Genomic DNA, 24,589 nt, shown 5'->3' with positions numbered 1-24,589 from the left:
TAGCGCGTTATTGAATGAACTGTCAGTCTAAGAACTGTTGTCCCCCGTTGCCAGCCCCCGGAAAAGAAAAAAGCGCAAGATTTTGCAAGTCTACCGCAAGCCGGTGAAAGTCCCCTGTCGCTCTCCGCGCCATACTGCGGGCTTCCGTGGTTTGAGAAGAGAAAAAATATGAACGCATTATTATACGGACTGGTGGTGATCATCTGGGGAACCACCTGGATTGCCATTTTCCTGCAGCAGGGTCCCGTGGCGGCCCCGGTGTCAATTTTCTGGCGCTTCGCGGTGGCCAGCGCCACGATGATGGTGGTGTTACTTGCCCTGCGCCGCCTGCGCAAGATGGCCCTGCGGGATCACCTGTTCTGCATGCTTCAGGGATGCTGCGTCTTCTGCTTTAACTTCTGGTGCTTCTATACCGCGGCCGCGCACATCAACACCGGGCTGGAATCGGTGATCTTCTCCATGGCGGTGCTCTACAACGCCATTAACTGTTTTATTTTCTTCGGACAGCGCCCGCCCGCGCGTTTCTGGACGGCGGCGGCGCTGGGTCTTGTGGGGATCGTGACCCTTTTCTGGGACGACCTGCTGGCCAGCGGCTGGAGCGTATCGCTTCTGACGGGCATTGGCCTTTCCGCCCTCGGCACGTATGGGTTCTCGCTGGGCAATATGATCAGCATGCGCCATCAGCGCAGAGGTCTGGAAACCATGACCACCAACGCCTGGGCGATGCTTTACGGCACGCTGGTGATGGGCGGCATTGCGCTTTGCAGAGGCGACAGTTTTACCCCGGAATGGACGGTCACCTACATGGGCGCGCTGCTCTATCTGGCCCTGTTCGGCTCGGTGATAGCCTTTGGCGCCTACTTCACGCTGGTGGGACGTATCGGCCCCGGTAAAGCGGCTTACAGTACGCTGCTCTTCCCGCTGGTGGCGCTCTCCATCTCAACGGTGTATGAAGGCTACGTCTGGCACATTAACGGTATCGTCGGGTTACTGCTGATTCTGGGCGGGAATATGGTGATGTTCACAAAACCAGAGACCTGGTTCAGGCGCTTGCGGACAGCATAAAAAAACGGCCTGCAAACTGCAGGCCGCTTACTGTTATTTCGCTGTTTTATGCACGTCGAACATGGTGGCATCCGTCGCCATGTCATCAACAACCTGCTTCAGCGTGGCAAACGTCATTGGCGTACTTTCGTTGGTCAGCTCTTTACCTTCGCCTTTACGAACCACCTTCATCACCGGTTTGTTGGTGGCCGCATCGATCAGCTCACCTTCAAAGAAGAGATGCGTATCCATGGTGCGATGGCCGGTTGCCATCTGCGTCCCCGCAACCACCAGCGCGACCGGCACCACTTCATAGAACTGCAGACCCTCTTTCTGCGAACTCACCCCGGTGATTGCACCGCGGAAAATCAGGCTGTGTTTACCCGGCGTGCTCACAATCGGCTTACGGGTACCAATCGCCGTTTTCATTTTGTTATTGGTGTAATTCAACAGCTCATCAAGCGTTCTTTTACCAATCTGCGTGGTTGGCTTAGGCGCAGGATAATAGGTAATCGGCGTCCAGATAATACTGTCGTAATTGGCTTCGTTGTAGGAAGGATCGACCCAACGCAGCGTGGGTTTACCCGTCGCAGAGGTCGTCTGCTGCAGGCCGGAGTAATCTTTTAAAAAGCCTGAATATTGTTCTGGCGCGGCGACTTTTGAAGAACAGCCCGCCAGTGCCAACAGACCCGTAAGCACTGCAACTTTAATAAAAGTTTGAGGACGCATGATAGTTTTCCATGTTATCTGCAAGTATGCATTTGAAGTTATAGCAAAAGTCTGGTGGGTTTGTTGTGACAAAAAATGATGCGGACAGCACAAATTGCGAAAAGAGTGCCCGGCAGCGTACCGGGCAGTGAAAAATTACTGATTAATATCCACCTGCCAGAATAAATGCTTGCCAAACGGATCGATTTCGTAGCCTGTCACCTCTTTGCGCACCGGTTCGAAGATCGTTGAATGCGCAATCATGACCGCCGGCATCTGGTCATGCATGATTTGCTGCGCCTCTTTGTACAGCGCCACGCGTTTATCGCGATCGGTTATCGATTTTGCCTCGGCGATGATCTTATCAAACGGCTTGTAGCACCACTTCGCCGAATTCGAACCGCCGTTTGCCGAGGTGCAGGTAAAGAGCGGACCAAAGAAGTTATCCGGGTCGCCCGTTGCGGTCGTCCAGCCCATCAGCGCGGCCTGATGTTCACCGCCCTTCACGCGCTTGAGATATTCGCCCCATTCGTAGGTGACAATTTTGGTCTGCACCCCCACCTTCGCCCAGTCGGCCTGAATCATCTCCGCCATCCGTCTGGCGTTCGGGTTATAGGGCCGCTGGACGGGCATCGCCCACAGGTCGATACTCATGCCGCTGGCCAGGCCGGCCTCTTTCAGCAACGCTTTCGCTTTTTCAGGATCGTAATCGTAATCCTTCAGTTCGCTGTCAGCGCTCCAGACGCCCGGCGGCAGCAGGTTTTTCGCGGCGGTTCCGGTGCCGTGGAACACCGCGTCGATAATGGCCGGTTTATTGATCGCCATCGCCAGCGCCTGGCGAACCTTCACGTTATCCAGCGGCGGCTTTTGGGTGTTAAACGCCAGAAAACCGGTGTTCAGCCCGGCTTTGCTCATCAGGTTGATATCCTTGTTCGCCTTCATGCGCGGCAGGTCCGCCGGGTTCGGGAACGGCATCACCTGACATTCGTTTTTCTCAATTTTGGCAAAACGCACGGAGGGATCCGGGGTGATGGTGAAGACCAGCCTGTCCAGCTTCGATTTTCCCTGCCAGTAGTCGGCAAATGCCGTGAACAGAATGCGGGAATCCTTCTGATACTGCGCCAGCTTAAACGGCCCGGTGCCGATCGGCTGCATATCCACCTTCTCCGGCGTGCCCGCTTTCAGCATCGCATCGGCATATTCCGCGGAGAGGATCGAGGCAAAATACCATGCCAGGTCGGCGACAAACGGCGCTTCCGGGTGTGCCAGGGTAAAGCGCACGGTATGGTCATCAACTTTGTCAATGGCGGTAATCAGACTACCAAACTCCAGGCTTTCGAAGTTGGAATAGCTGCCGTTAGAGACATTGTGATACGGATGATTCGCGTCCTTCTGGCGCATAAACGAGAAGATCACGTCATCGGCGTTAAAGTCACGGGTCGGCGTGAAGAATTTATTGCTCTGGAACTTCACGCCCTGACGCAGATGGAAGGTGTAAACCTTGCCGTCGTCGCTCACCTCCCAGCGCTCAGCCAGGCTCGGCACCAGCTCCGTGGTGCCGGGTTTGAAATCGACCAGCCGGTTATAGACCGGCACGGCGCTGGCGTCCACGCTGGTGCCCGAGGTGTATAACTGAGGATTAAAGTTTTCCGGTGACCCTTCGGAGCAATACACCAGCGTTTTCGCGGCTACGGTAGAACTGACCGTGAGCGCAGCGAGTGCCAGCGTTAACATTGTGCGTTTGCTTGTCATCATTTATTCCTGTCTTTTTAATTCGACGGCTAATTAATTCTTTTGCCATTTCATAAATAACATTAAAGTGAAGTGGCAAACACCTGAAAAATAAATAAGGAAGAAAACACTATGGGCTCGCCGCTTTCCAGACAATTAACGCACCGTTTTTTCCGCTATCTTGCGATTACCAGCCAGAGCGATCCGAAAGTAAAAACTCTGCCCTCAACCCCGGGCCAGCACGACATGGCGCGAGAACTGGCGCAGGAGCTGGCGCAGCTGGGTTTAGACGACATCGTGATTGACGAGTTCGCTACCGTGACGGCGGTAAAAAAAGGCAACGTGCCCGGCGCGCCGCGCATTGGCTTTATTACCCATATTGATACCGTGGACGTGGGATTATCACCGAATATTCATCCGCAAATATTAACCTTTACCGGTGAAGATCTCTGTCTGAATAAAGAAAAAGAGATCTGGCTGCGGGTGAACGAGCACCCGGAAATTCTGGCTTACCCAAATGAAGAGATTATTTTCAGCGACGGTACCAGCGTATTGGGCGCAGATAATAAATCGGCGGTCACGGTCGTTATGACGGTGCTGGAAAACTTGACGGCAGAGCATCAGCATGGGGACATCGTCGTGGCATTTGTGCCTGATGAAGAGATCGGCCTGAACGGTGCAAAGGCGCTGGATCTTAAGCGCTTCGACGTCGACTTTGCCTGGACCATCGACTGCTGCGAGCTGGGGGAAATTGTCTACGAGAACTTTAATGCGGCAGCCGCTGAGATCCGCTTCACCGGCGTGACGGCGCATCCGATGTCCGCCAAAGGAGTACTGGTGAACCCGTTGTTGATGGCGACCGATTTCATCAGCCATTTCGACCGCCAGCAAACGCCAGAGTGCACCGAGGGTCGCGAGGGCTACATCTGGTTTAACGGCATTCAGGCCGGACAGAACGACGCCGTGCTAAAGGCCAACATTCGTGATTTTGATAAAGCCGGCTTTGCCGCCCGCAAGCAGCAGATTGCGGACGTCGCCGCGCTGATTGCCGCCCAGCACCCGACGGCGAAGGTCGACTTTAGCATTGAAGATACCTACAGCAACATCAGCAATGCGATTGGCGAAGACCGGCGCGCCATCGACCTGATGTTTGAGGCGATGGAATCGCTCGGCATCACCCCAAAACCGATCCCTATGCGCGGCGGCACCGACGGCGCGGCACTCTCGGCAAAAGGGTTACTCACCCCGAACTTCTTCACCGGCGCGCATAACTTCCACTCGAAGTTTGAATTTCTGCCACTGTCGTCGTTCGAGGCGTCTTATAACACTGCCCTGCAGATCTGCCTGCTGGCCGCCCGTTAAGCGGGCTTGCGCGCCAGCATGGTGGCAAAGCGCAGCTTGATGCGGTTGCCGTTTTCATCGGTGCGGTGCAGCTCGCCAACCTCTTCGTTGTATTTGAGCAGCTCCCAGCCTTCATAGTAGTTGCTCAGTTCACCGCTTTTGAACGCAAACGGGAAGCCAACGGTGCACGGATAATCTGCCGTGTCCATCGCGGCAACGATCAGGTTATAGCCGCCAGGTTTGGTGCAACGCTGCATGTTGGCGATAAGGCCCGGGATGGTTTTCGCCTCAAGGAACATCAGCACCACGGTGGAAAGAATAAAGTCGTACTCGCCGTCAAAGCTCAGGCTGTTAAGATCTTTGACGGCGGTATGAAGATTCTCAATCCCTTCTGCCGCCTTGATGCGCTCGATGTTATCAACGCTCATCGGGTTTTTATCCCAGGCGGTCACCTCGTGGCCGTTGGCCGCCAGGTAAAGGCTGTTGCGGCCATTACCGCAGCCCAGATCCAGCGTCTTACCGGGCTTTACAATCCCCGCGCTGTACAGCACTTCTGAATGCGTGCGGGTGAGTCCATATTTCTCTGTGAAGTAATTCTCATCGACGGTCATTGTTTTTCCTGCGTTCTCATAAATTGAAAGTGCATTTTATATGCCATTTTAAGGGGTTTACCGTCTGGTTGCCAGCCGTTCGAAAATCGAAAAATTTGCTACGTTTAGTGAAGATGCTTATCAGAGACTTGAAGATGAACAAATATCGCCTTAGCGACGAGACCCGCCTCTGGCAATGGAAAAACGGCGAAACACCCCACTCAACGACGCTGCGGCAGGTTATCGCCACGGTAGATTTTAGCGACGTGACGGCCGGCACGAAAGGCGGTTGGGTTGACGATGAGCGTGCCCTGTCCCAGGAGGGAGACTGCTGGATCTACGATGAAAACAGCGTGGTGTTTGCCGGTGCAACCGTGTCCGGCAACGCGCGCCTGACCCTGCCGTGTACCGTCAGCCACGACGCGCATATCGGCGGTAACTGCTGGCTGGACGCAGCAGAGGTCAGCCACGGGGCGCGAATAAGTGACAACGTCACCGTTCAGCACTCCTGCGTGCGTGGCGAATGCCATCTCTTCGGCGACGCGCGCGTCCTGCACAACAGCGTCATCATAGGTGCCAAAGGCCTCACGCCGGACCACGACCAGATCCTGCAAATATACGACAGGGCGACGGTAAGCCGGTCGCGCATTGTGCATCAGGCACAAATATACGGCGAGGCGATGGTGAATAACGCGTTTGTTGAGCACCGCGCCGAAGTGTTCGACTGCGCGATCCTCGAAGGTAACGAACTCAACAACGTCTGGGTGTGCGACTGCGCCAAAGTGTACGGCAACGCCCGCGTGATTGCCGGCTTTGATGACGATGCCATCCCGACGGTGCGCTACAGCTCGCAGATTGCGGAGAACGCCGTGGTGGAAGGAAACTGTGTCATCAAGCACCACGTCCTGATCGGCGGCCAGGCCTGGCTGCGCGGCGGGCCAATCATGCTGGATGATAAAGTGGTGATTCAGGGACGCGCGCGGATCAGCGGCGACGTGCTGATAGAGCATCGGGTTGAAATCACCGACGATGCGGTGATTGAAGCCTTTGCTGGTGAGAGCATTCACCTGCGCGGTGAAAAGGTGATCAACGGCGACCAGCGCATCACCCGTACGCCGCTGCTGGGGGCGCTATAGGGTATAAATTTTGCCGTAGACGTTCACATCGTCATAGGCGCCATTCAGGTATTCCGCTTCCCGCAGGCACCCTTCCAGCGTAAAACCGTTGCGCAGGGCCACGCTGTTGCTCTGCTGATTCGCCACCCGACACTTGATCACAAAACGGCGGATCTCACCGCGCTCAGCGTAGTAGCGCATAAACGCCTGCAGCGACTGCGAGAGGATCCCCTGCCCCTGATGTGCTTCATCCAGCCAGTAGCCGATGTACCCGGCTTTGTTGGCTGGCTCAATCGCATTGAACGACAGTACGCCGACCAGCGCATCCTCCCTGAAGATCAAAAACATTTTGGCGTAGCCGCGCTGGTGCAGCATCTGGTTACTCTGCACGTTGCGTCGGGTATCGTCCTCGCTGCCCACGTGCTGCGCCCAGTCAAAAGCGGTTTGCAGAAAGGCTCTGTTTTTGACGACGAGGTTATGCAGTTCGGTGGTATAGCGCTCTTCGACGGCGCGAAGCTCGAGAGCGTCAGATACGGGAATAGTTTCGGATTGTGTTGCGGTCATTGCCCCTCACCCTAACCCTCTCCCGGAGGGAGAGGGAATCGATCGTTAACGCATTACCCGGTCATCAACGTAATGACGTTTATCCGGCGCTGGCGGGAAATACTGATACAGCCAGGTTTCGCTGATGGCATCGCCCTGGCAGCGCAGGAACAGGCGCATATCCACCGGCTCCGTCGAATCCGACGTTGGGTACCAGTCAAACAGAATGCGATAGCCGTCAAACGGTTCAACGTAAAGGATTTCAACCTGCTTTGCTTCACCACTGGAGAGCGTAATCACCGGCTCGATGCCCTTCGGTGCGGCGGCCTTCAGGTCGCCGCCGACGAAGTCGATAGCAAAGCGACGGGCCCACACTTTCGGGTAATTTTCGCCCGGCGCCCAGCCTTCCGGGAAACCGCCCATGCCGGTGCGGGTCGCGTAGACGTTCGCCAGCGGGGAGCGCACCGGCGGCTGTGCGCTCCAGTACAGACGATATTTGAAGTCCAGCTCGGCGCCCGCTTTCACCGGTTTTTCCGGCTGCCAGAAGCAGACCACATTATCCAGCGTTTCACCGGTGGTCGGGATCTCCATCAGCGCGATGGATCCTTTACCCCAGTCGTTGCGCGGTTCAACCCACAGGCTCGGGCGCTTGTTATACCAGCCCATCACGTCCTGATAGTGCGAGAAATCGCGATCGAGCTGCAGCAGCCCGAACCCTTTCGGGTTTTTGTCGAGGTAGGCATTGAACTGCAGCTTCTGCGGGTTATTGAGCGGACGGCAGATCCACTCCCCGTTGCCGCGCCACATGGCAAGGCGGTCAGAGTCGTGGATTTGCGGGTGAATGGTGTCGCACATGCGGCGTTCGTTATTGCCGCAGCTGAACATGCTGGTCATTGGCGCGATGCCGAGCTGCTTGATGTCCTTACGCGCGTAGAGATGGTTTTCCACCTCCATGATCACCTGGCTTTTTTCGCAGTGGATCACGAATTTATAGGCACCGGTGATGCTCGGGCTGTCCAGCAGCGTGTAGACGGTAAAGGTGGTGTCACCCGGCTTAACGGTTTCAAACCAGAAAGAGGTAAAGTCCGGGAACTCTTCCGGCGTGTCGGTAAAGGTATCTACCGCCAGACCGCGGGCGGAAAGGCCGTACTGGTAGGTGTCATCCACCGCGCGGAAATAGCTCGCCCCCAGGAAAGAGACGATATCGCGACGCGCCAGCTCTGGTGCTTTAAAGGCGCGGAAGCCCGCAAAGCCGAGATCGCTTTGCCCTTCCAGCTGTTTGGTATCCACACCCGTTTCGCCGTAGCTGAACAGCTCAGGACGGAAGTGGATCTCGCGCGCCATCGAGGTCGACTGGTCCAGCGAGAACATCCGCACGCGGCGGCGGAACCCCATTCCCATATGGAAGAACTGCACGTCCAGCTGACGCCCTTCAATGTTGTTCCACAGTGACTGCTTTTCATCGTAGCGGATGGCGTTGTACGCCTGCGGCGTCATGGTCGCCAGCGTCTCCGGCAGCGGACGCGGCGCGCCCCCCCACGGGGTTTTCGCCAGGTCATGCGCCATGGATTGCAGTACGGAGAAGTCAAAACGACGGCTCTGGCCGTCAGCAATGTCAGAGTCGGCCGCGTATGCCGCTTTGGAAAACAGGGAAGCAAGGCCAGAGGTACCGCTCAGGGCTGCCACTGCCAGCGAGCCTTTTAGAAAACGTCTGCGATTCATGCCTGGAAAAACGTCCTTATGGTCGTGTGAATGTGTTTCGCGCTCGGCGAAATGACGGCAAGAAAGAACGCACAGCCTAAACAAAAATGGTTAAGAATCCAATTGTTGGCCGGTGATTATCTGAACAAAGTGAGAAATATTTTCTGTCGACCAGAACGGCCCGAAAGTGGTGTAAAGAAAGCCTGGAAAATGTGTATAAAAATGCCCCGTCAGGACATCAGCTGACGGGGCAAATGAGGCGGTTATTTTACGCTGACATCGATACCCGGGAAGTACTTATCAGCGAGTTTAGCGATCGTGCCGTCGGCACGTACTTTATCAATCGCGGCATCAAGCTGCTTTTTGGTGGCCTCGTCCCCTTTACGCAGCCCAAAACCGATCCCACTGCCGAGGATAGTGTCGTCAGACACCGGTTTGCCGATGAAGCCAAACCCTTTCCCCTGCGGCTTGCTGAGGAAACCTGCCTGCCCGGCCGCGGACATGACCAGCGAGGCGTCGATACGGCCATTCAGCAGATCGCCCCAGGCCATATTCTGATCTTTATAAGACACCACGGTGACACCCTGCTTTTCCCAGTGCTCTTTGGCATAGGTTTCCTGAATGGAGCCCTGCAGCACGCCGATGGTTTTCCCCTTCAGCCCTTCAGGCGTCGCCTCAACCGCCGTCCCGGCCTTGCCGACCAGCTGCGACGGAATACGGTAGATCGGCTGGGTGAAATCAATGCTCTTGCGGCGCTGTTCGGTGATATTCATCGCCGAGTTGATGGCGTCAAACTTCTTCGCCACCAGCCCCGAGATCAGCGCGTCAAACGAGGTTTCCACCCAACTGCACTTCATCGCTGCCGCTTTGCAGATGGCGTTACCCAGCTCAACGTCAAACCCTTCCAGCTCGCCTGAGGCATTGCGGCTCTCAAACGGCGGGTACTCCGCTTCCAGACCGTAGCGCAGCTCGGTGGCCGCGAAGGACGAAAAGGTACACAGCAATCCCATGCCGACAACTAACGCGCGTAATTTCATTTCAAACTCCTCAGAGCCTATCCCAGGAGGCGTAATTGTTGAAGACAGTTTGGTACCGGACAGCGCACAGAAACCGGAACGTACATGTAGTACGTGAGGATTTCGAGCACTGCCCGGTGCCAAAATGGCGAATAAAATAGCCTAATGGGATAGGCTCAGCGTGGTTTAACCCGACACAGGGCTTGAGCACCTGCCCGTAACGTCGCCTCATCTTTCGCAAAAGAGAGACGAATCAATTTATTATCCGTGCCGTCCGCATAAAACGCCGACAGCGGAATGGTGGCAACACCGTACTCAACGATCAGCCGTTTCACCAGCTCGCTGTCCCGCTCGTCGCTGAACCGGCTGTAGTCCGCCAGCATAAAGAACGATCCGGCGCTCGGCAGCAGGGTAAACGGCGAATCGGCCAGCAGGCCGTGCAGCAGATCGCGCTTGCGCTGGTAAAACGCCGACAGCGACAGCCAGGTTTGCGGATCGGTCATGTGTTCTGCAAACGCGTGCTGCATTGGCGTATCGGCAGAGAACATCAAAAATTGATGGACTTTACATATCTCGTCCATCAGCTCTGCGGGTGCCACACAATAACCCACGCGCCAGCCGGTGACGTGATAGGTTTTTCCGAAAGAAGAAATAATCACGCTGCGCTCCGCCAGCTGCGGGTGCGTGGCCATCCCGTGGTGCGGTTCCCCATCGAACACGACGTGTTCGTACACTTCGTCAGACAAAATAATGATGTCGGTATTGCGCGTCAGCGCCGCCAGCTGCTGCAGGTCATTGGCCGTGAAGACCTGGCCGCTCGGGTTGTGCGGCGTATTGATGATGATCATGCGCGTGCGCGGGGTGATGGCGGCACGGACCTCGTCCCAGTTGACGGCAAAATCCGGGACCGTGAGCTTGATGGCGACAGGCGTTGCCCCCTGCAGGCGAACAATGGGCGCATAGCTGTCAAACGACGGCTCAAAGTAGATCACCTCATCGCCCGGGTGCACCAGCCCGCTTATCGCTGAATAGAGCCCTTCGCTGGCACTGGCGGTCACCAGCACCTCGCTGGCAGGGTCATACTGCGTGCCGTAGAGGGCGGCAATTTTATCAACAATACGTTCCTTGAGCGGCTGCAAGCCGGTCATTGCCGCATACTGGTTATGCCCTGCCTCCATCGCGCGGGTGACGCCGGCGATCAGCTTCGGGTCGCAGGAAAAATTCGGCGCGCCCTGAGAAAGGTTAATGGCATTATGCTGGGCCGAAAGCTGGCCAATAACGGTAAAAATGGTGGTTCCCACGTCTGGCAGCTTGGAGCGCGTTTGCACTGGCGTACGTAAAGTCATCCTCTTTCCCTTCTCATGGACATTGCATAACTATTCAAACAACAAGTGCGTTGCCGGGACAATCGAATTGTTGTCATAATAACCATGAGAAAAATTCATAGCTGAGGTGTTTTCATGTCGCGCCGTTCGCTCCCGCTCAATGCCATCGACGCATTTTTAGTCACCGCGCGTCACCTGAATCTGACCCACGCCGCCGCAGAGTTGTGTCTGACGCAGGGGGCCGTGAGCCGCAAGATTTCTTCTCTTGAGACGTGGTTTGGTTTTCCGCTCTTTGAGCGCCACGCGCGCGGGCTGCGCCTCTCGCCCCATGGCAGCGCACTGCTGCCTGAGCTGCAGTCCGCTTTCGGGCAGCTGCTGACCGTAGCCGACCAGGCTCGCAGCCTGCACACGGTGATCCGGCTTAAGGCGCCTACCTGCGCCATGCGCTGGCTGGTGCCGCGTCTGCTGGAGGTAGAGCGCGAGCAGCCGGACCTGCAGATCGCGCTCACCACCACCACCGATCATAACGTCAATTTCAAAACCGAATCTTACGATGCGGCCATCGTCTTCGGCACGCACATGAGCGCAGGCGATCTGCTGTTCGAAGAGGCGCTAACCCCGGTATTCAGCCCCGTCAGGGCGGGTGCCGCACTGGGTTCGCTGACGTTTCTGCACCCGACAAGGGATAAGACAGACTGGTCACTGTGGCTGGCGAATCAGGAAGGTCCGGGCTTTGCTATGCACAAAAATCAACACTTCGATACGATGGATCTCGCCATCACCGCCGCCATTCAGGGGCTTGGTGTTGCCATCGCCGACGAAACGCTGGTGGCAGAAGATGTCCGCGCCGGAAGGCTGATGCGCCCCTATGAAGCAAGTGTAAAAACCGGCGCGAGCTACCGGCTGGTGCTGCGCGAAACGCCTTGTCAGGAAAATGGTCTGTCAGCGTTTCGCGCCTGTTTGCTTAATCGAGGCTGACATGGTGCTTCATCACGCGTTTGAAGAGACTCATGCGGGCGCGCATAAAGCGGTTTTCAAGCCTGAAACCCGCATATTTATTCACGCCAATACGTAACAGCACGTCCCGCCCTTTGCGGCAGGCTGGCCAGCGCGTCGGCCCGTGAAGGCAGTCATGCGTTCCGGCATCGCGCGCAAAGCTTACCCAGTAATCAGCCACCTGGGCGGCAAACTGTAGATCCCGCTCATTGACATACTGACGTGAAGGCTCCACCTGGCCGAGGGTATCGAAGACATAGGGAACTTCGTTGCCGTGCCAGGCGCCGTTGATATACGTGCCATGTTCCGCTTCGGCCACATAGTCAAACCAGTAACGCCAGCAAAGCCCGCCGACGCGCTGCTGGGCCTGCATCACCACGTAGCCCATGGTGGTGAAGGCCATGTCGCGGCATACCTGCCTGCCGAGCTCCTCATCGCCCTTCACGCCCGGATAAAGCAGCTTGATGAGCCCCAGCCCGAAGCGGCGCTCCCGGCGAAGCTTCTGGATTTGCCCTGCGAGGTCGACCCCAAACACCGCCATCACGCTGGCTTCATCGCTGTTGGAGCCAATCATCACCGGCACGGGATGCTGGCGGGCGGCGAAAAAGACGTCCAGCATCGCCTCCGGCAGAACGCAATCCCCGACGATGGGCGCCGGGGCGACGTTCAGCGGCGCGGTCAGCGGCCAGAACGCCTCGGGCGGAATAGCGCGCAGCTGCTCTGCCGTCGCGTTCTCCAGACCAAAATGGGCGGCCAGCGCTTCCCCTTTTTGCAGGGCCTGCTCGCGCGGCGTGTCCGGCAAGGTGTATCCGCTTTGCACTATCGCCTTATGGAACAATCCTGCTGCCAGCGGCGAGGCCAGCAGAGAAAGCACGCTGCGCGCGCCGGCGGATTCGCCAAACAGGGTGACGTTATTGGGGTCGCCGCCAAACGCGGCGATATTCTCCCTCACCCATTCGAGCGCGGCGATCTGGTCCAGCAGGGCAAAATTATGCACCACCCGCTCTTCTTCCCCCTCCAGCGCGGGATGGGCGAAAAAGCCGAGATGGCCGAGACGGTAGTTAATCGTGACGACAACCACCCCGCGTGATGTCAGGGCTTTGCCGTTGTACGGCGGCAGGCCACCGGCGCCGATCGTAAACCCGCCCCCGTGCAGCCAGACCATGACCGGGAGCGGCCCGGTACGGTCAACGGGGGACCAGACGTTAAGATAGAGGCAGTCTTCAGAAAACTGGCCGGGATCGCCCCCGCCCAGCTCCTGACAATATTCACTGCTTTGCCAGCTTGAGGGCGAAAAGGCGGTGGCTTCACGCACGCCTTCCCAGCGTTCCGGAGGCCGCGGCGAGCGCCAGCGCCACTCGCCAACGGGCGGTGCGGCATAGGGAATACCGCACCAGCGGTGAACGTTTTCATCGGTTAAACCAGACAGTGCGCCCTGGCGCGTTTCAACCACAGGGGCGGAAGGATATTGCATAACAACCTTATTTTTTTCCATCACACCCCTGAAGAGTAACGATTTCAGAGCAAACCGCAACGCTGTTTGCTGCGCGTTTCCGCCTCCTCGTAGAGCGTAAACTCGTCATACACCGGGCAGCCGAGCGCGGCTTCAAACGCATTGCGGCTGGCATTACCGTGGCTGCGGGCCTGGGTTTCGTTCCCGAGATTAGACTGGAAAATCCCCGCCGCGCTGACCGGGAGGAAATCCTCGTAGGTGATCGGCTGAGCAACCACCCACCCGCGCTCGATCAGCGGTTGCGGATCGTCTCCCGGACGAAACGCGTGGCGATGGGCTTCTCCCGCCGGGGTCAGGCGATAGCGAAAATAGGCAAGCTCCTGACGGCGCAGGAACATTTCGCTGTCCGGGAAGGCGCTGAAAATCTCCTGCAAATGCAGCTGGTGCGTGAGGTTATCTTTACCGGTTCCGGCCTGGGCCAGCAGGCTATCGTACAGTTCCCGGCCTTTCGGAGTCAGCGCCACGCCGCGCTGTTCAATTTCACCGAAGCGCGCGGTGTGGGTGCCTTTGTGTTCACCGGCGAAAAGCACCGGCTCTTCCAGCGCCTTGAAGCTGGTCTGACGCAGCAGGATCGGCACTTCACGACGCGGCGGCCCTTCGATCAGAATTTTTGGCTCAATGCCATACTTCGGCATCAGCTCCTGCACACGGTCAATGTCCAGCGTGCGCGGCGTGAGGTGGTTGATATGGCACCCGGGGAAGCAGACCACGTCGGCAATAAGACGGTGCTCGTGATTCAACGCCAGGTAGGTCTCCTGGTCGACCGTTGCATGACGGTGCCAGCGGAAGGTTTCTAACGCTTCCTGTACAAACTCGTGCGCCTGCGTTTCGGTAAAGCCCCCTTCCAACTCGTGGAGATCAATAAGTTCCAGACAGCGTGGCGTAAAGATGTTTCGGTGAGAGAGAATTTCTGCCGCCCGCTCGCGTAACGCCAGGTTTTCAATCAGCTCAAGGCGCAGCAGAGAGGTAAAGATACGAAACGGATTGCGGCACAGCGCCGCATCATCAACCGGACGAAACGCCGTCGAGTGGACCGGCACCCCCGCCTGGGAGAGATCGTAATAGCTGACCGGATACATGCCCATAATGGCAAACATACGGCGCAGGGTGGAAAGCTCTTGTGCCGTCCCGACGCGGATCGCCCCGTGACGCTCCACGTTAAGGCGCGTCAGCTCGTCGGCATTCGCCAGTTGTTCATGTAAGAGTGGGTTATTTTCCAGAACCGCCAGGTTTACGTCCGCAACCAGTTCAAGCAACGTGCCGTACTGCGGAACTTCCTGCTGGTACATCGCCGACATAGCCTGCGAAAAATGTTCCCGAATATCATCAGCCGTGATGGTGTTCGCCATGATGTCATGCCTCCAGTGAATATTACCTGGAGTGTAGAGAAACCCGTTCCTTCCGGGGGGAAGAATTTCTGATTTGTGATCTTAAGACGACAGTGGTCAAACCGTGTGCTACCGGTCGCTGACGCTCCCTGCCGAAACGCGCTTTTCGCCTCGTCATCTTTTTCCAGGATTTTCCTTATAATTATTTATGGCTCAGTTTTCTAGCTATAAAGTATTAATTTTTCGCACGGTGCCGATTGCAAAATAATCAGTCATGGCACGCCCTTTATTTTATCTTCACCTTTCAACTTTTTAGTCGAAACTTAGGACTAATCTTAGCTAGCGTTTACAAGTCCCTCCCACTTCTCAATATTTTCCCGTCAGGCGAAGCGCAAAGCGTTCAATATTCAAAAATAACGCAACCGCAAATAGCAAGACGCATTTGACGAATGCCCCATAGCGACTAAAGTTATTAATCGAACGACGAGTGATACGGAATATTTTCGTATCGTACTGACATAACCAATATATGAATATGAGGTTTAATATGGCAGAGCATCGTGGTGGTTCCGGTAATTTCGCTGAAGACCGTGAAAAAGCATCAGAAGCTGGACGTAAAGGTGGCCAGCACAGCGGTGGTAATTTTAAAAACGATCCGCAACGCGCATCTGAAGCGGGTAAGAAAGGGGGACAGAACAGTCACGGCGGAGGCCGTAAATCTGATAACTCCTGATCTTATTTAGTACTCTTTTAATAAAACCAGAGAGCATGCTGCGGGCTGAAAAGCTCGCAGTACCCTCTCCTTATTTTACCGGAGCGTAATAATTATGAATATGAAAAGTGTTGAGGATGTATTTATTCATCTTCTCTCGGATACCTACAGTGCGGAAAAACAGCTTACCCGCGCGCTGAGTAAGCTTGCCCGCGCCGCATCCAGCGAGAAACTGAGCGCGGCCTTTACCGCACACCTTGAAGAGACGCAGGGCCAGATCGAGCGTATCGACCAGATCGTCGAACAAGAAGACGGTATCAAACTCAAACGCATGAAATGCGTGGCGATGGAAGGCTTAATTGAAGAAGCCAACGAAGTCATCGAAAGCACGGAAAAAAATGAAGTCCGTGATGCTGCCCTAATTGCCGCTGCGCAAAAAGTAGAGCATTACGAAATTGCCAGTTACGGTACTCTAGCAACGCTTGCAGAACAACTTGGCTATAAAAAAGCCGTTAAGCTTCTTGCCGAAACGCTGGAAGAAGAAAAAGAGACCGACCTTAAACTCACCGATCTGGCCGTTGGAAATATTAACCAAAAAGCTCAGAAATGACGCAATAACACAGGTTAAATAAAATGAGCATCAGTCCCAGGACAATTAAACGGTGCCATTTAACGGCAGCTATAATATGGTTCATTCTCGCTATCCCTTCCGTAATATGGTGGAAGAACAGCGTGCTATGGGTCATTATCATCAGTATTTACGCCAATATTGTTGGCCATTTATCTGGCTACAGTGCCGCGCGTGCCGATCAGGCTGCTGAGAGTGAGACCAAATAAGCGAACCCCTAATGAGGATACAATGATGAATCACGTAGAACACTACCATGACTGGCTACGCGATGCCCATGCGATGGAAAAGCAAGCCGAGTCAATGCTGGAATCCATGGCCAGCCGCATCGATAATTATCCCGATGTTCGCGCCAGAATTGAACAGCATATTAATGAGACAAAACGGCAAATTACATTGCTGGAGGAAATCCTCGACCGTAATGATATTTCTCGTTCGGTTTTAAAAGACTCGATGAGCAAAATGGCGGCGCTGGGTCAGTCCATCGGCGGCATGTTCCCGTCTGATGAAATCGTTAAGGGCTCAATCAGCGGCTATGTTTTCGAACAGTTTGAAATCGCCTGCTACACCTCCCTGCTCGCCGCCGCAAAAAAAGCGGGCGATACTGCCTCCGTGCCCGCCATTGAGACGATCCTGGCGGAAGAGCGCGAGATGGCCGACTGGCTGATTCGCCACATCCCGCAAACGACGGAACAGTTCCTGCTGCGTTCAGACGCATCGGGTGTCGAAGCGAAAAAATAACTCAGGAGAGTCTATATGTTTCGACACGTTAAACAGCTGCAATACACGGTTCGCGTTGCTGAACCGAACCCGGGTCTCGCCAATCTACTCCTGGAACAGTTTGGCGGGCCGCAGGGCGAACTGGCGGCCGCCTGCCGCTACTTTACGCAAGGGTTGAGCGATGACGATCCTGGCCGTAAGGATATGCTGATGGACATTGCAACCGAGGAGTTAAGCCACCTCGAAATCATCGGTACGTTGGTCGGCATGCTGAACAAAGGTGCCAAAGGCGCGCTGGCGGAAGGGGTGGAAAATGAGGCTGAGCTCTATCGGTCCATGACCGAAAACGGGAACGACAGCCACATCACTTCCCTGCTCTACGGCGGCGGCACACCGCTCACTAACTCGGCGGGCGTGCCCTGGACGGCGGCCTACGTCGATACCATCGGCGAGCCAACTGCAGATCTGCGCTCGAACGTGGCGGCAGAGGCCAGGGCGAAGATCATCTACGAACGGCTGATCAACGTCACTGACGATCCCGGAGTAAAAGATGCGCTGGCGTTTTTGATGACGCGTGAGGCGGCGCATCAGCTCTCCTTTGAAAAAGCGTTACAGTCCATTCGTAATAATTTCCCGCCGGGGAAACTGCCGCCAATCGAGGAATTCACCAACAAGTACTACAATATGTCAGAAGGTGGAGAGGTTCGCGGAAGCTGGAACAGCGATAAGCACTTTGATTACGTTGAGTCCCCCCAGCCTGCGGTGGATGGCGGTGACGGCAGCGCCAGTGTGACGCTCACAACCGAACAGGCAACCCTGGTTAAGGCGATGTCTGCCCGCACGAAGTCCGATCCACATTCCGACCCGCTGACCGGTGCCGAGCTGGGCGCCGGAAAGACTAAACCGTAATCGGTTTTGCCGGTAGCCCTGCGCTACCGGTAATTCTCGTGCCCCATCGCTTCAGAGGTACGGACAATGTTCGAACTTGATGCATTCCATCTCGCCAGAATTCAGTTCGCTTTTACCGTCTCGTTTCACATTCTTTTCCCGGCGATTACCATTGGTCTTGCCAGCTATCTTGTCGTGCTGGAGGGCATGTGGCTGCGCACCAAAAACGACGTCTGGCGTTCGCTTTACCACTTCTGGCTCAAGATATTTGCCGTTAACTTCGGGATGGGGGTGGTTTCCGGGCTGGTCATGGCGTATCAGTTCGGTACCAACTGGAGCGGGTTCTCCCAGTTCGCGGGCAGCATTACCGGCCCCCTGCTGACCTACGAGGTGTTAACCGCCTTCTTCCTGGAAGCCGGCTTCCTGGGCGTTATGATGTTCGGCTGGAACAAGGTCGGCCCCGGGCTGCACTTCTTTTCAACCTGCATGGTGGCGCTCGGCACGCTGATGTCGACCTTCTGGATCCTCGCCTCCAACAGCTGGATGCACACCCCGCAGGGTTTTACTATCGAAAACGGACAGGTTATTCCGCAGGACTGGCTGGCGATTATCTTTAACCCCTCCTTCCCTTACCGCCTTATCCATATGGCCATCGCCGCGTTTCTGAGCAGCGCGCTGTTCGTCGGCGCGTCGGGCGCATGGCACCTGCTGCGCGGAAATGATACCCCTGCCATACGCACTATGTTCTCCATGGCGATGTGGATGGCGCTGCTGGTCGCCCCCATCCAGGCCGTGGTGGGCGATATGCACGGCCTGAATACGCTTGAGCATCAGCCTGCCAAAATTGCCGCCATCGAGGGGCACTGGGAAAATCCGCCCGGCGAGGCCACGCCGCTGCTGCTGTTTGGCCTGCCGGATATGGACGAGGAGCGCACCAAATACGGTCTGGAGATCCCCGCCCTCGGCAGCCTTATCCTGACGCACAGCCTGGATAAGCAGGTGCCGGCGCTGAAAGACTTCCCGAAAGAGGATCGCCCAAACTCAACCATCGTCTTCTGGTCGTTCCGCATCATGGTCGGGATGGGCCTGCTGATGATTACCCTCGGCCTGGTCAGCCTCTGGCTACGCTATCGCCACAGGCTCTATCACTCGCGCCCGTTCCAGTGGTTTGCCCTCTGCATGGGGCCCGCGGGTCTGGTGGCGCTACTCGCCGGCTGGGTAACCACCGAAGTGGGCCGCCAGCCGTGGGTCGTCTACGGTTATCTGCGCACGATTGACGCGGTCTCCCTGCACAGCACCCTCCAGATGAGCATCAGCCTGCTGGCGTTCTTCGTTGTCTACTCGTCGGTGTTTGGCGTGGGCTATGTTTACCTCATCCGGTTGATTAAGAAAGGCCCGCAGCCTGTCGATACGCTGACCTCAAACACGTCGGGCACCCCCGCCCGTCCGCTGTCTGCCGTGGAGTCTGTTCCGGAACAGGAGAGAAACTGATGGGCGTCGATATCTCTGTTATCTGGTTTGCCATCATCGTCTTTGCCACGCTGATGTACATCATTATGGATGGCTTTGATTTGGGCATCGGCCTGCTGTTTAACTTCGTGGGCGATGCGAAAGAGCGGGATGTGATGGTCAACAGCGTCGCACCCGTGTGGGACGGCAACGAGACCTGGCTGGTGCTCGGCGGCGCCGGGCTGTTCGGCGCGTTCCCGCTGGCTTATGCGGTCATTATTGATGCGCTCACCATCCCCCTTACCGCGATGCTGATCGGCCTCATCTTTCGTGGGGTAGCCTTTGAGTTTCGCTTTAAAGCGACGCCTTCGCACCGCAAATTCTGGGACTACTCTTTCGCCGGTGGCTCCCTGCTCGCCACCTTCAGCCAGGGGATCGTCGTGGGGGCGGTGATCAACGGCTTTGAGGTTGAGGGCAGACGATTTGTGGGCTCGCCGCTCGACTGGCTGACGCCCTTTAACCTCTTCTGCGGTATCGGACTGGTCGTCGCCTACACGCTGCTGGGCACCACCTGGCTTATCATGAAAAGTGAAGGCGCATTGCAGCATCGCATGCGCGAGCTGACCCGCCGCGTGCTGCTGGCCCTGGTGGTGGTCATCGCGGTCGTCAGCGTCTGGACGCCGCTCGGCTGGCAGTACGTAGCCGACCGCTGGTTTACCCTGCCCAACTTCTTCTGGTTCCTGCCGGTTCCGCTGCTGGTCGGGCTTTTCAGCGTGCTGATCTGGCGCCTGACCCGCAACCCGGCCAGCCACTCGCGTCCCTTCCTGCTTACGCTGGGGCTGATTTTCCTCGGGTTTAGCGGGCTCGGTATCAGCCTGTGGCCGAACATTATTCCGCCGCGCATCACTCTGTGGGAAGCCGCGGCGCCCCCCGCCAGCCAGCTGTTTATGCTGGTCGGGACCCTGCTGATCATTCCGGTGATTCTGGTGTACACCGCCTGGAGCTACTATGTTTTCCGGGGAAAAGTGTCGGATACTGAAGGCTATCACTGAGGAACGCTATGACGGACTGGCATACACGAGCCATTATCTACCAGATTGATACCGCGCTTTTTTACGATATAAACGGCGATGGCTGCGGGGATATCGCCGGGATAGCGGCCAAGCTGCGCTATATTCGCCGCATGGGGGCGACGGTTATCTGGATCACCCCGTTTTACCTCACGCCCTTTCTGGATGAAGGCTACGACGTCAGCGACCATCTGCAGGTGGATCCCCGCTTCGGAAAACTGGCCGATATTATCGCCTTTATCGAACAAGCCCGGGAGCTGGGCATGCAGGTCATTATTGAGCTGCTGATCCAGCACACCTCCGACGCCCATCCCTGGTTCCAGCAGGCTCGCCGCAGCCCCAACTCGCCGTATCGCGACTACTATATCTGGTCGGATAGCGACGACGACACGCCACCCATGTTCCCCGGCGTGGAAAAGAGCATCTGGAGCTGGGATGACGAGGCGGGACAGTATTACCGGCATATGTTTTATCGTCACGAGCCGGATCTGAACCTGACCTCGCCCGCCGTGCTTAAGGAAATTGAGAATATTATCCTCTTCTGGCTCAAGCTGGGGGTGTCCGGGTTTCGCCTCGATGCCGCGTCCCACCTCACCACGCAGGCGGGAAACGGTGACGAAAAGAAGGGCCTGTGGATCCTGGAGCATATGCGCCGTCTTATCGAGCAGCGTAATCCGGACGCCATCCTGCTCGGTGAAGTGGACGTGGACGTTGAGACCTATAAAGACTACTTCGGCAATAACGACCGCCTGCATCTGGTGCTTAATTTCTGGCTCAACAAGTATTTCTACGTCAGCCTGGCCAGGAAAAGCGCCCGCCCACTGCGCAACGCGGTGAAGAAAATGATCGTCCCGCCCGACTCATGCTGCTTTGCCAACTGGCTGCGCAACCATGACGAGCTGGATCTGGAAGGGATTAGTCAGAAAGATAAACAGTTTGTCCTCGACACCTTCGCCCCTGACGAGGAGATGAACGTCTATCAGCGCGGGATCCGCAGACGCCTGGCGCCGATGCTGAATGGCGATCAAAAGCGGCTGGCGTTCTGCCACGCGGTGCTCTTCTCCCTGCCGGGCGTGCCGGTGATGCGCTACGGAGATGAGATCGGCATGGGTGATGACCTGGAGCTGGAGGAACGCTACGCCGTTCGCACCCCGATGCAGTGGGCAGGTTCGCAGGGCGGCGGTTTTTCGGCGGCCGATCCTGAAAAATTTATTGCGCCGATAATCGACCACGGACCCTATCGCTATCAGAAAATCAACGTCGCCGATTCGCTGCTTCACCGCAACTCGCTCCTGCACCGGATAATCGATATTGCCAATACCCGCTCGGAGTTCCCCGAAATTGCCGTGGCGCCCTTTCGCCTCATCACCCTCGATCATGACGCGGTGCTGGGGATCTATTACGAGACCGACGAGCGCAGCATCCTGACCTTCGTTAACTTCAGCGACCAGCCCGTTCAGTTCACCGCAAAGGGGATCCGCCACGCCACCTGGACCGCCTGCCTTGAGGACAAACGCTACGACGACGCGCTGGTTTGCGGAAAAACCGTCGAGCTCAGTATTAGTGGCTACGGCTACCGATGGTTCTGGACGCACCGCAGCGCGCTGCGCTGATTAGCGTTTCCGCCGGGCGATCAGACGGGTCAGCATAATCCCCGCCACCGCGAGCGCCCCCAGCGCCACCTTACCCGGCATACCGGAGGTGACGGACGGGGCGCGGTCTTTTGCTTCGTCCGTAAAACGCCCATGGATTTTGTGCAGGTCGTTAACCGGCTGGTCGAGATAGTCCCGGCGATCCGCTGCGTTCAGATCGTCGGTCATCTGGCCTTCCCAGGCCTTTTTCACCATTAGCCGGTCAAGGTAGCCCGGAAAGAAGAATTGCCCGACGATGGTCTGGATGGTGCTGCTGCCCACCCACAGCTCGCGCACCGGTTTCTGTGCAACCTTAAAGATGGCCCTGGCGGCGACTTCGGGCTCAAAGACCGGCGGCACCGGGCGCATAGCCCAGGCAAACTTATTCCTCGCCCATTCGAACTGCGGCGTATTGAGGCCCGGCATTTGAACCATCGAAAGCTGTACCCGGCTGTTCTCGTGCATTAGCTCGGTTCGCACCGCATCGGTGAACCCGCGGATCGCCGCTTTGGCTCCGCAGTAGGCCGACTGCAAAGGGATGGAACGGTAGGCCAGCGCGGAACCCACCTGAATAATCACGCCCCTGTCGCGAGGCACCATCAGCTCCAGCGCGGCGCGGGTGCCGTTGACAAACCCGAGGTAGGTAACATCCGTCACGCGACGAAACTCATCCGGCGTCAGGGTACGAAACGGTGCCAGCACGGCCCCCATCGCATTGTTGACCCAGACATCAATCGCCCCGAGGCGATACTCGATCTCATTAGCCGCATCCACCACCGCCTGGCTGTCGGCGACGTCCGCCTGCACCGCATGGGCATTAACACCAAAGCGGCACAGCTCTTCCTGGGTTGAGTGCAGGCTGGCTTCATCGCGGGCGATAATCCCCACCTTTTAACCTGCCTTTGCAAAGTGCAGCGCCGTGGCTTTTCCCACGCCCGCCGTCCCGCCGGTAATCACTATGACCGCCATAGAACCTCCGCGTGAATTTAGCCGTTATTGCCGTCCGACAGTTTTGTTACCAGTTCCGCGAGCGAGTAGTGCACCGCTTTCTCCACCACATCCTCACAGTCGCCTGAGAAAAGGACGGTGCGGGTTTCCGTCTCACCGCGCACATTCCAGGCAAAGCAGACCGTACCCGCCGCGGTGCCGTCATCGCCCCCTTCCGGGCCCGCATAGCCGCTGATAGCGATGCTGATATCCGCCCGGGCAATGTCGCGGATGCTGGCGGCCATCTCGATCACCGTCTGTTCACTGACGGCGGTGTAGCGCGCCAGCGTCTCAGGACGCACGCCGAGGATCCACGATTTGGCTTCATCGCTGAACACAACCAGTCCGACATCATAAAAATCGGCCGTGTTTTCCTCTGCACACAGCGCCACCGAGAGCTTTCCTCCCGTGCAGGATTCCGCCGTGGTTAAGCGCAGCCCGGCATCGGTTAATTTACTCGCCAGCTTTTTGGTGAGTTCACTCACGGTAAAATGACTGTCGTGTAAAAGATTGCTCATCTTTCCGCCTCTTATTTCTCAAAAGGAATGATTGAAATATGACCATTGCGCTCAAGTATGGCATATTTAATTCCACTCATTTCTGTAATGCCATTATTCTGTCGCGCTGACACCAGAATATCATCACAGGACACGTCGACTTTTTTTAGCTTATCCGCGAGCGGCACGCCGTTTTCAACCAGAATTACCGGCGTACCATCCAGAATATTCTCCACCGGTGAAAAATACTTCTTCATAAGCCCAAATATAATGTCAACTACCACCAGTGTGGTAATGGTAATCATCGCGCCGGTGACGGAGAAGTCCTGACCCAGAAGCGCCTGTTGCGTCGCCTCACTAATAATCAAGAGGAGGATGAGATCAAAGCTGGTCATCTGCAGCAGCGCGCGACGCCCCGCCACTTTAAATACCACCACGAGAAACAGATAAATCGCCAGCGCGCGAAAGACCATATCCATATCAGCCTCCTACGGATAAATAAATTGCCAGATATTTATTTCTGGCTCGTTGTTGACGCGGATGACGGTGTTCCATTTACCGGCTCTGGAAGGTGTCGTGAAGTATAAAACTGAGAAATTGTCTGATTTTTGCAGGTCGTCATAGACCAAATAGAGGGTTTTACCATGGCTATACATTTTGTCCGGCTGCGGCCAGACGCTGCCGGGCTCGTACACGTCGCTGCTGTCGCTGGTCAGGCTGAGGGTATAGCTGCCCTCCGTTTTCACCGGGAACGTGAACTGCATTCTTGACTCCGTCTCCCGCCTGCCAAAACGTTCATAGTTTATGCTCAATGAGTTAGCGGAATTGGTTTTGGCCGTCTCGCTCACCATTCCGCTGGAAAAAAGACCGGCAACCGCTGCGATGATAATAACCAGGAGGACCACAAAACCCACCTGCCGAAATGTATATTCGAACCTCAGCAAGCGATAACTCTCATCTATCCCGGGTAACTTTTCATTTTCACGCTTCATGGCCGTCTTCACCGTTTCGCTTATTTAATGATAGTTTTGATTTCAAAAGAGAATGTTTTTAAGA

The 24,589-nt window shown here is 56.3% G+C and carries 24 protein-coding genes and 1 pseudogene; 12 read left to right on the top strand and 13 right to left on the bottom strand.

Features of this window, described 5'->3' with window-relative positions; translation table 11 throughout:
- The first annotated feature begins 168 nt into the window (after positions 1 to 168).
- Positions 169 to 1,065: a DMT family transporter gene (locus AB8818_RS02300; protein ID WP_192982372.1), complete on the top strand. Its 897-nt coding sequence runs from the start codon at positions 169 to 171 to the stop codon at positions 1,063 to 1,065.
- A gap of 33 nt (positions 1,066 to 1,098) precedes the next feature.
- Here the strand turns inward: AB8818_RS02300 and AB8818_RS02295 are convergent, their stop codons facing one another.
- A complete protein-coding gene (locus AB8818_RS02295) occupies positions 1,099 to 1,773 on the bottom strand; it encodes a DUF3313 domain-containing protein (RefSeq protein WP_116339970.1) in 675 nt (224 codons plus the stop codon).
- Between the two features lie 135 nt (positions 1,774 to 1,908).
- Positions 1,909 to 3,504 carry an ABC transporter substrate-binding protein gene (locus AB8818_RS02290; protein WP_192982519.1) on the bottom strand — a complete coding sequence of 532 codons (1,596 nt, stop codon included), beginning with the start codon at positions 3,502 to 3,504 and terminating at the stop codon, positions 1,909 to 1,911.
- A 111-nt stretch (positions 3,505 to 3,615) separates the two neighbouring features.
- Between AB8818_RS02290 and pepT the strand changes: the two genes are divergently transcribed.
- Complete coding sequence (pepT, locus tag AB8818_RS02285; protein WP_192982374.1) at positions 3,616 to 4,845, top strand: peptidase T; 1,230 nt, start codon at positions 3,616 to 3,618, stop codon at positions 4,843 to 4,845.
- On the opposite strand, the gene tehB is transcribed toward pepT, so the two are convergent.
- Positions 4,842 to 5,435: a tellurite resistance methyltransferase TehB gene (gene tehB / locus AB8818_RS02280; RefSeq protein WP_163329331.1), complete on the bottom strand. Its 594-nt coding sequence runs from the start codon at positions 5,433 to 5,435 to the stop codon at positions 4,842 to 4,844. The two genes, pepT and tehB, sit on opposite strands and share 4 nt — an antisense overlap.
- A gap of 134 nt (positions 5,436 to 5,569) precedes the next feature.
- Between tehB and ydcK the strand changes: the two genes are divergently transcribed.
- Positions 5,570 to 6,550: a YdcK family protein gene (gene ydcK, locus AB8818_RS02275; RefSeq protein WP_116339979.1), complete on the top strand. Its 981-nt coding sequence runs from the start codon at positions 5,570 to 5,572 to the stop codon at positions 6,548 to 6,550.
- On the opposite strand, the gene rimL is transcribed toward ydcK, so the two are convergent.
- The 4 genes from rimL to AB8818_RS02255 all read right to left on the bottom strand — a co-directional run bounded on the left by rimL (position 6,545) and on the right by AB8818_RS02255 (position 11,135).
- A complete protein-coding gene (rimL, locus tag AB8818_RS02270) occupies positions 6,545 to 7,093 on the bottom strand; it encodes a 50S ribosomal protein L7/L12-serine acetyltransferase (RefSeq protein ID WP_192982376.1) in 549 nt (182 codons plus the stop codon). The two genes, ydcK and rimL, sit on opposite strands and share 6 nt — an antisense overlap.
- 45 nt (positions 7,094 to 7,138) lie before the next feature.
- Complete coding sequence (locus AB8818_RS02265) at positions 7,139 to 8,794, bottom strand: glucan biosynthesis protein D (RefSeq protein WP_116339984.1); 1,656 nt, start codon at positions 8,792 to 8,794, stop codon at positions 7,139 to 7,141.
- A 242-nt stretch (positions 8,795 to 9,036) separates the two neighbouring features.
- Positions 9,037 to 9,810 (bottom strand): transporter substrate-binding domain-containing protein, encoded by a 774-nt coding sequence (locus tag AB8818_RS02260; RefSeq protein ID WP_192982379.1) that lies wholly within the window; start codon positions 9,808 to 9,810, stop codon positions 9,037 to 9,039.
- 155 nt (positions 9,811 to 9,965) lie between these two features.
- Complete coding sequence (locus AB8818_RS02255) at positions 9,966 to 11,135, bottom strand: pyridoxal phosphate-dependent aminotransferase (RefSeq protein ID WP_163329325.1); 1,170 nt, start codon at positions 11,133 to 11,135, stop codon at positions 9,966 to 9,968.
- Positions 11,136 to 11,249: 114 nt separating this feature from the next.
- On the opposite strand from AB8818_RS02255, the gene AB8818_RS02250 reads away from it, so the two are divergent.
- Positions 11,250 to 12,092 carry a LysR family transcriptional regulator gene (locus tag AB8818_RS02250; RefSeq protein WP_316387202.1) on the top strand — a complete coding sequence of 281 codons (843 nt, stop codon included), beginning with the start codon at positions 11,250 to 11,252 and terminating at the stop codon, positions 12,090 to 12,092.
- Here the strand turns inward: AB8818_RS02250 and AB8818_RS02245 are convergent.
- Together AB8818_RS02245 and AB8818_RS02240 are read right to left on the bottom strand one after the other, a co-directional pair.
- Positions 12,079 to 13,584: a carboxylesterase/lipase family protein gene (locus tag AB8818_RS02245; protein WP_192982384.1), complete on the bottom strand. Its 1,506-nt coding sequence runs from the start codon at positions 13,582 to 13,584 to the stop codon at positions 12,079 to 12,081. The genes AB8818_RS02250 and AB8818_RS02245 overlap by 14 nt on opposite strands.
- 44 nt (positions 13,585 to 13,628) lie before the next feature.
- Positions 13,629 to 14,972, bottom strand: a complete 1,344-nt coding sequence (locus AB8818_RS02240; RefSeq protein ID WP_192982387.1) for a VOC family protein — start codon at positions 14,970 to 14,972, stop codon at positions 13,629 to 13,631.
- Positions 14,973 to 15,498: 526 nt separating this feature from the next.
- On the opposite strand from AB8818_RS02240, the gene AB8818_RS02235 reads away from it, so the two are divergent.
- The 8 genes from AB8818_RS02235 (at position 15,499) to AB8818_RS02200 (ending at position 22,031) form a co-directional block, all read left to right on the top strand.
- Positions 15,499 to 15,684, top strand: coding sequence for a general stress protein (locus AB8818_RS02235; protein WP_004150795.1), 186 nt, complete (start codon positions 15,499 to 15,501; stop codon positions 15,682 to 15,684).
- A 94-nt stretch (positions 15,685 to 15,778) separates the two neighbouring features.
- A complete protein-coding gene (locus AB8818_RS02230; protein WP_008502272.1) occupies positions 15,779 to 16,273 on the top strand; it encodes a ferritin-like domain-containing protein in 495 nt (164 codons plus the stop codon).
- Positions 16,274 to 16,296: 23 nt separating this feature from the next.
- The gene (locus AB8818_RS02225; RefSeq protein ID WP_013096662.1) at positions 16,297 to 16,500 is read left to right on the top strand and encodes a hypothetical protein; all 204 of its coding nucleotides are present in this window, start codon (positions 16,297 to 16,299) and stop codon (positions 16,498 to 16,500) included.
- A 25-nt stretch (positions 16,501 to 16,525) separates the two neighbouring features.
- The gene (locus tag AB8818_RS02220) at positions 16,526 to 17,032 is read left to right on the top strand and encodes a ferritin-like domain-containing protein (RefSeq protein WP_014831871.1); all 507 of its coding nucleotides are present in this window, start codon (positions 16,526 to 16,528) and stop codon (positions 17,030 to 17,032) included.
- 15 nt (positions 17,033 to 17,047) lie between these two features.
- Entirely contained in the window at positions 17,048 to 17,920 is an 873-nt protein-coding gene (locus AB8818_RS02215) for a manganese catalase family protein (RefSeq protein ID WP_008502274.1), read from the top strand.
- Positions 17,921 to 17,986: 66 nt separating this feature from the next.
- Positions 17,987 to 19,390, top strand: coding sequence for a cytochrome ubiquinol oxidase subunit I (locus AB8818_RS02210; RefSeq protein WP_192982389.1), 1,404 nt, complete (start codon positions 17,987 to 17,989; stop codon positions 19,388 to 19,390).
- The gene (gene cydB / locus AB8818_RS02205; protein WP_192982392.1) at positions 19,390 to 20,400 is read left to right on the top strand and encodes a cytochrome d ubiquinol oxidase subunit II; all 1,011 of its coding nucleotides are present in this window, start codon (positions 19,390 to 19,392) and stop codon (positions 20,398 to 20,400) included. Before AB8818_RS02210 ends, cydB begins: the two co-directional genes overlap by 1 nt.
- An 8-nt stretch (positions 20,401 to 20,408) precedes the next feature.
- Complete coding sequence (locus AB8818_RS02200; protein ID WP_371199737.1) at positions 20,409 to 22,031, top strand: alpha-amylase family protein; 1,623 nt, start codon at positions 20,409 to 20,411, stop codon at positions 22,029 to 22,031.
- Here the strand turns inward: AB8818_RS02200 and AB8818_RS02195 are convergent.
- The 4 genes and pseudogenes from AB8818_RS02195 to AB8818_RS02180 all read right to left on the bottom strand — a co-directional run bounded on the left by AB8818_RS02195 (position 22,032) and on the right by AB8818_RS02180 (position 24,525).
- Positions 22,032 to 23,018 (bottom strand): annotated as a pseudogene (locus AB8818_RS02195) (SDR family oxidoreductase).
- A 17-nt stretch (positions 23,019 to 23,035) separates the two neighbouring features.
- Entirely contained in the window at positions 23,036 to 23,554 is a 519-nt protein-coding gene (locus AB8818_RS02190) for a 2-oxo-tetronate isomerase (protein ID WP_192982400.1), read from the bottom strand.
- Positions 23,555 to 23,565: 11 nt separating this feature from the next.
- Entirely contained in the window at positions 23,566 to 24,012 is a 447-nt protein-coding gene (locus AB8818_RS02185) for a DUF421 domain-containing protein (RefSeq protein ID WP_116340006.1), read from the bottom strand.
- Between the two features lie 9 nt (positions 24,013 to 24,021).
- Positions 24,022 to 24,525, bottom strand: a complete 504-nt coding sequence (locus AB8818_RS02180; protein ID WP_192982403.1) for a hypothetical protein — start codon at positions 24,523 to 24,525, stop codon at positions 24,022 to 24,024.
- Positions 24,526 to 24,589 lie beyond the last annotated feature (64 nt).

Source organism: Enterobacter sp. KB-280D8 (genome assembly GCF_041399405.1).
GTDB lineage: Bacteria > Pseudomonadota > Gammaproteobacteria > Enterobacterales > Enterobacteriaceae > Enterobacter > Enterobacter cloacae_N.
Note: the sequence above shows the minus strand (reverse complement) of the source record. Positions and strands in the feature narration are given on the sequence as shown.

Coding starts and splice junctions, on each gene's coding strand:
- pepT (WP_192982374.1), top strand. CDS start 3,616: ATGGGCTCGCCGCTTTCCAGACAATTAACGCACCGTTTTTTCCGCTAT.
- AB8818_RS02215 (WP_008502274.1), top strand. CDS start 17,048: ATGTTTCGACACGTTAAACAGCTGCAATACACGGTTCGCGTTGCTGAA.
- AB8818_RS02180 (WP_192982403.1), bottom strand. CDS start 24,525: ATGAAGCGTGAAAATGAAAAGTTACCCGGGATAGATGAGAGTTATCGC.
- tehB (WP_163329331.1), bottom strand. CDS start 5,435: ATGACCGTCGATGAGAATTACTTCACAGAGAAATATGGACTCACCCGC.
- AB8818_RS02290 (WP_192982519.1), bottom strand. CDS start 3,504: ATGACAAGCAAACGCACAATGTTAACGCTGGCACTCGCTGCGCTCACG.
- ydcK (WP_116339979.1), top strand. CDS start 5,570: ATGAACAAATATCGCCTTAGCGACGAGACCCGCCTCTGGCAATGGAAA.
- AB8818_RS02255 (WP_163329325.1), bottom strand. CDS start 11,135: ATGACTTTACGTACGCCAGTGCAAACGCGCTCCAAGCTGCCAGACGTG.
- AB8818_RS02185 (WP_116340006.1), bottom strand. CDS start 24,012: ATGGATATGGTCTTTCGCGCGCTGGCGATTTATCTGTTTCTCGTGGTG.
- rimL (WP_192982376.1), bottom strand. CDS start 7,093: ATGACCGCAACACAATCCGAAACTATTCCCGTATCTGACGCTCTCGAG.
- cydB (WP_192982392.1), top strand. CDS start 19,390: ATGGGCGTCGATATCTCTGTTATCTGGTTTGCCATCATCGTCTTTGCC.
- AB8818_RS02260 (WP_192982379.1), bottom strand. CDS start 9,810: ATGAAATTACGCGCGTTAGTTGTCGGCATGGGATTGCTGTGTACCTTT.
- AB8818_RS02220 (WP_014831871.1), top strand. CDS start 16,526: ATGAATCACGTAGAACACTACCATGACTGGCTACGCGATGCCCATGCG.
- AB8818_RS02225 (WP_013096662.1), top strand. CDS start 16,297: ATGAGCATCAGTCCCAGGACAATTAAACGGTGCCATTTAACGGCAGCT.
- AB8818_RS02210 (WP_192982389.1), top strand. CDS start 17,987: ATGTTCGAACTTGATGCATTCCATCTCGCCAGAATTCAGTTCGCTTTT.
- AB8818_RS02230 (WP_008502272.1), top strand. CDS start 15,779: ATGAATATGAAAAGTGTTGAGGATGTATTTATTCATCTTCTCTCGGAT.
- AB8818_RS02190 (WP_192982400.1), bottom strand. CDS start 23,554: ATGAGCAATCTTTTACACGACAGTCATTTTACCGTGAGTGAACTCACC.
- AB8818_RS02265 (WP_116339984.1), bottom strand. CDS start 8,794: ATGAATCGCAGACGTTTTCTAAAAGGCTCGCTGGCAGTGGCAGCCCTG.
- AB8818_RS02235 (WP_004150795.1), top strand. CDS start 15,499: ATGGCAGAGCATCGTGGTGGTTCCGGTAATTTCGCTGAAGACCGTGAA.
- AB8818_RS02295 (WP_116339970.1), bottom strand. CDS start 1,773: ATGCGTCCTCAAACTTTTATTAAAGTTGCAGTGCTTACGGGTCTGTTG.
- AB8818_RS02250 (WP_316387202.1), top strand. CDS start 11,250: ATGTCGCGCCGTTCGCTCCCGCTCAATGCCATCGACGCATTTTTAGTC.
- AB8818_RS02300 (WP_192982372.1), top strand. CDS start 169: ATGAACGCATTATTATACGGACTGGTGGTGATCATCTGGGGAACCACC.
- AB8818_RS02245 (WP_192982384.1), bottom strand. CDS start 13,584: ATGCAATATCCTTCCGCCCCTGTGGTTGAAACGCGCCAGGGCGCACTG.
- AB8818_RS02200 (WP_371199737.1), top strand. CDS start 20,409: ATGACGGACTGGCATACACGAGCCATTATCTACCAGATTGATACCGCG.
- AB8818_RS02240 (WP_192982387.1), bottom strand. CDS start 14,972: ATGGCGAACACCATCACGGCTGATGATATTCGGGAACATTTTTCGCAG.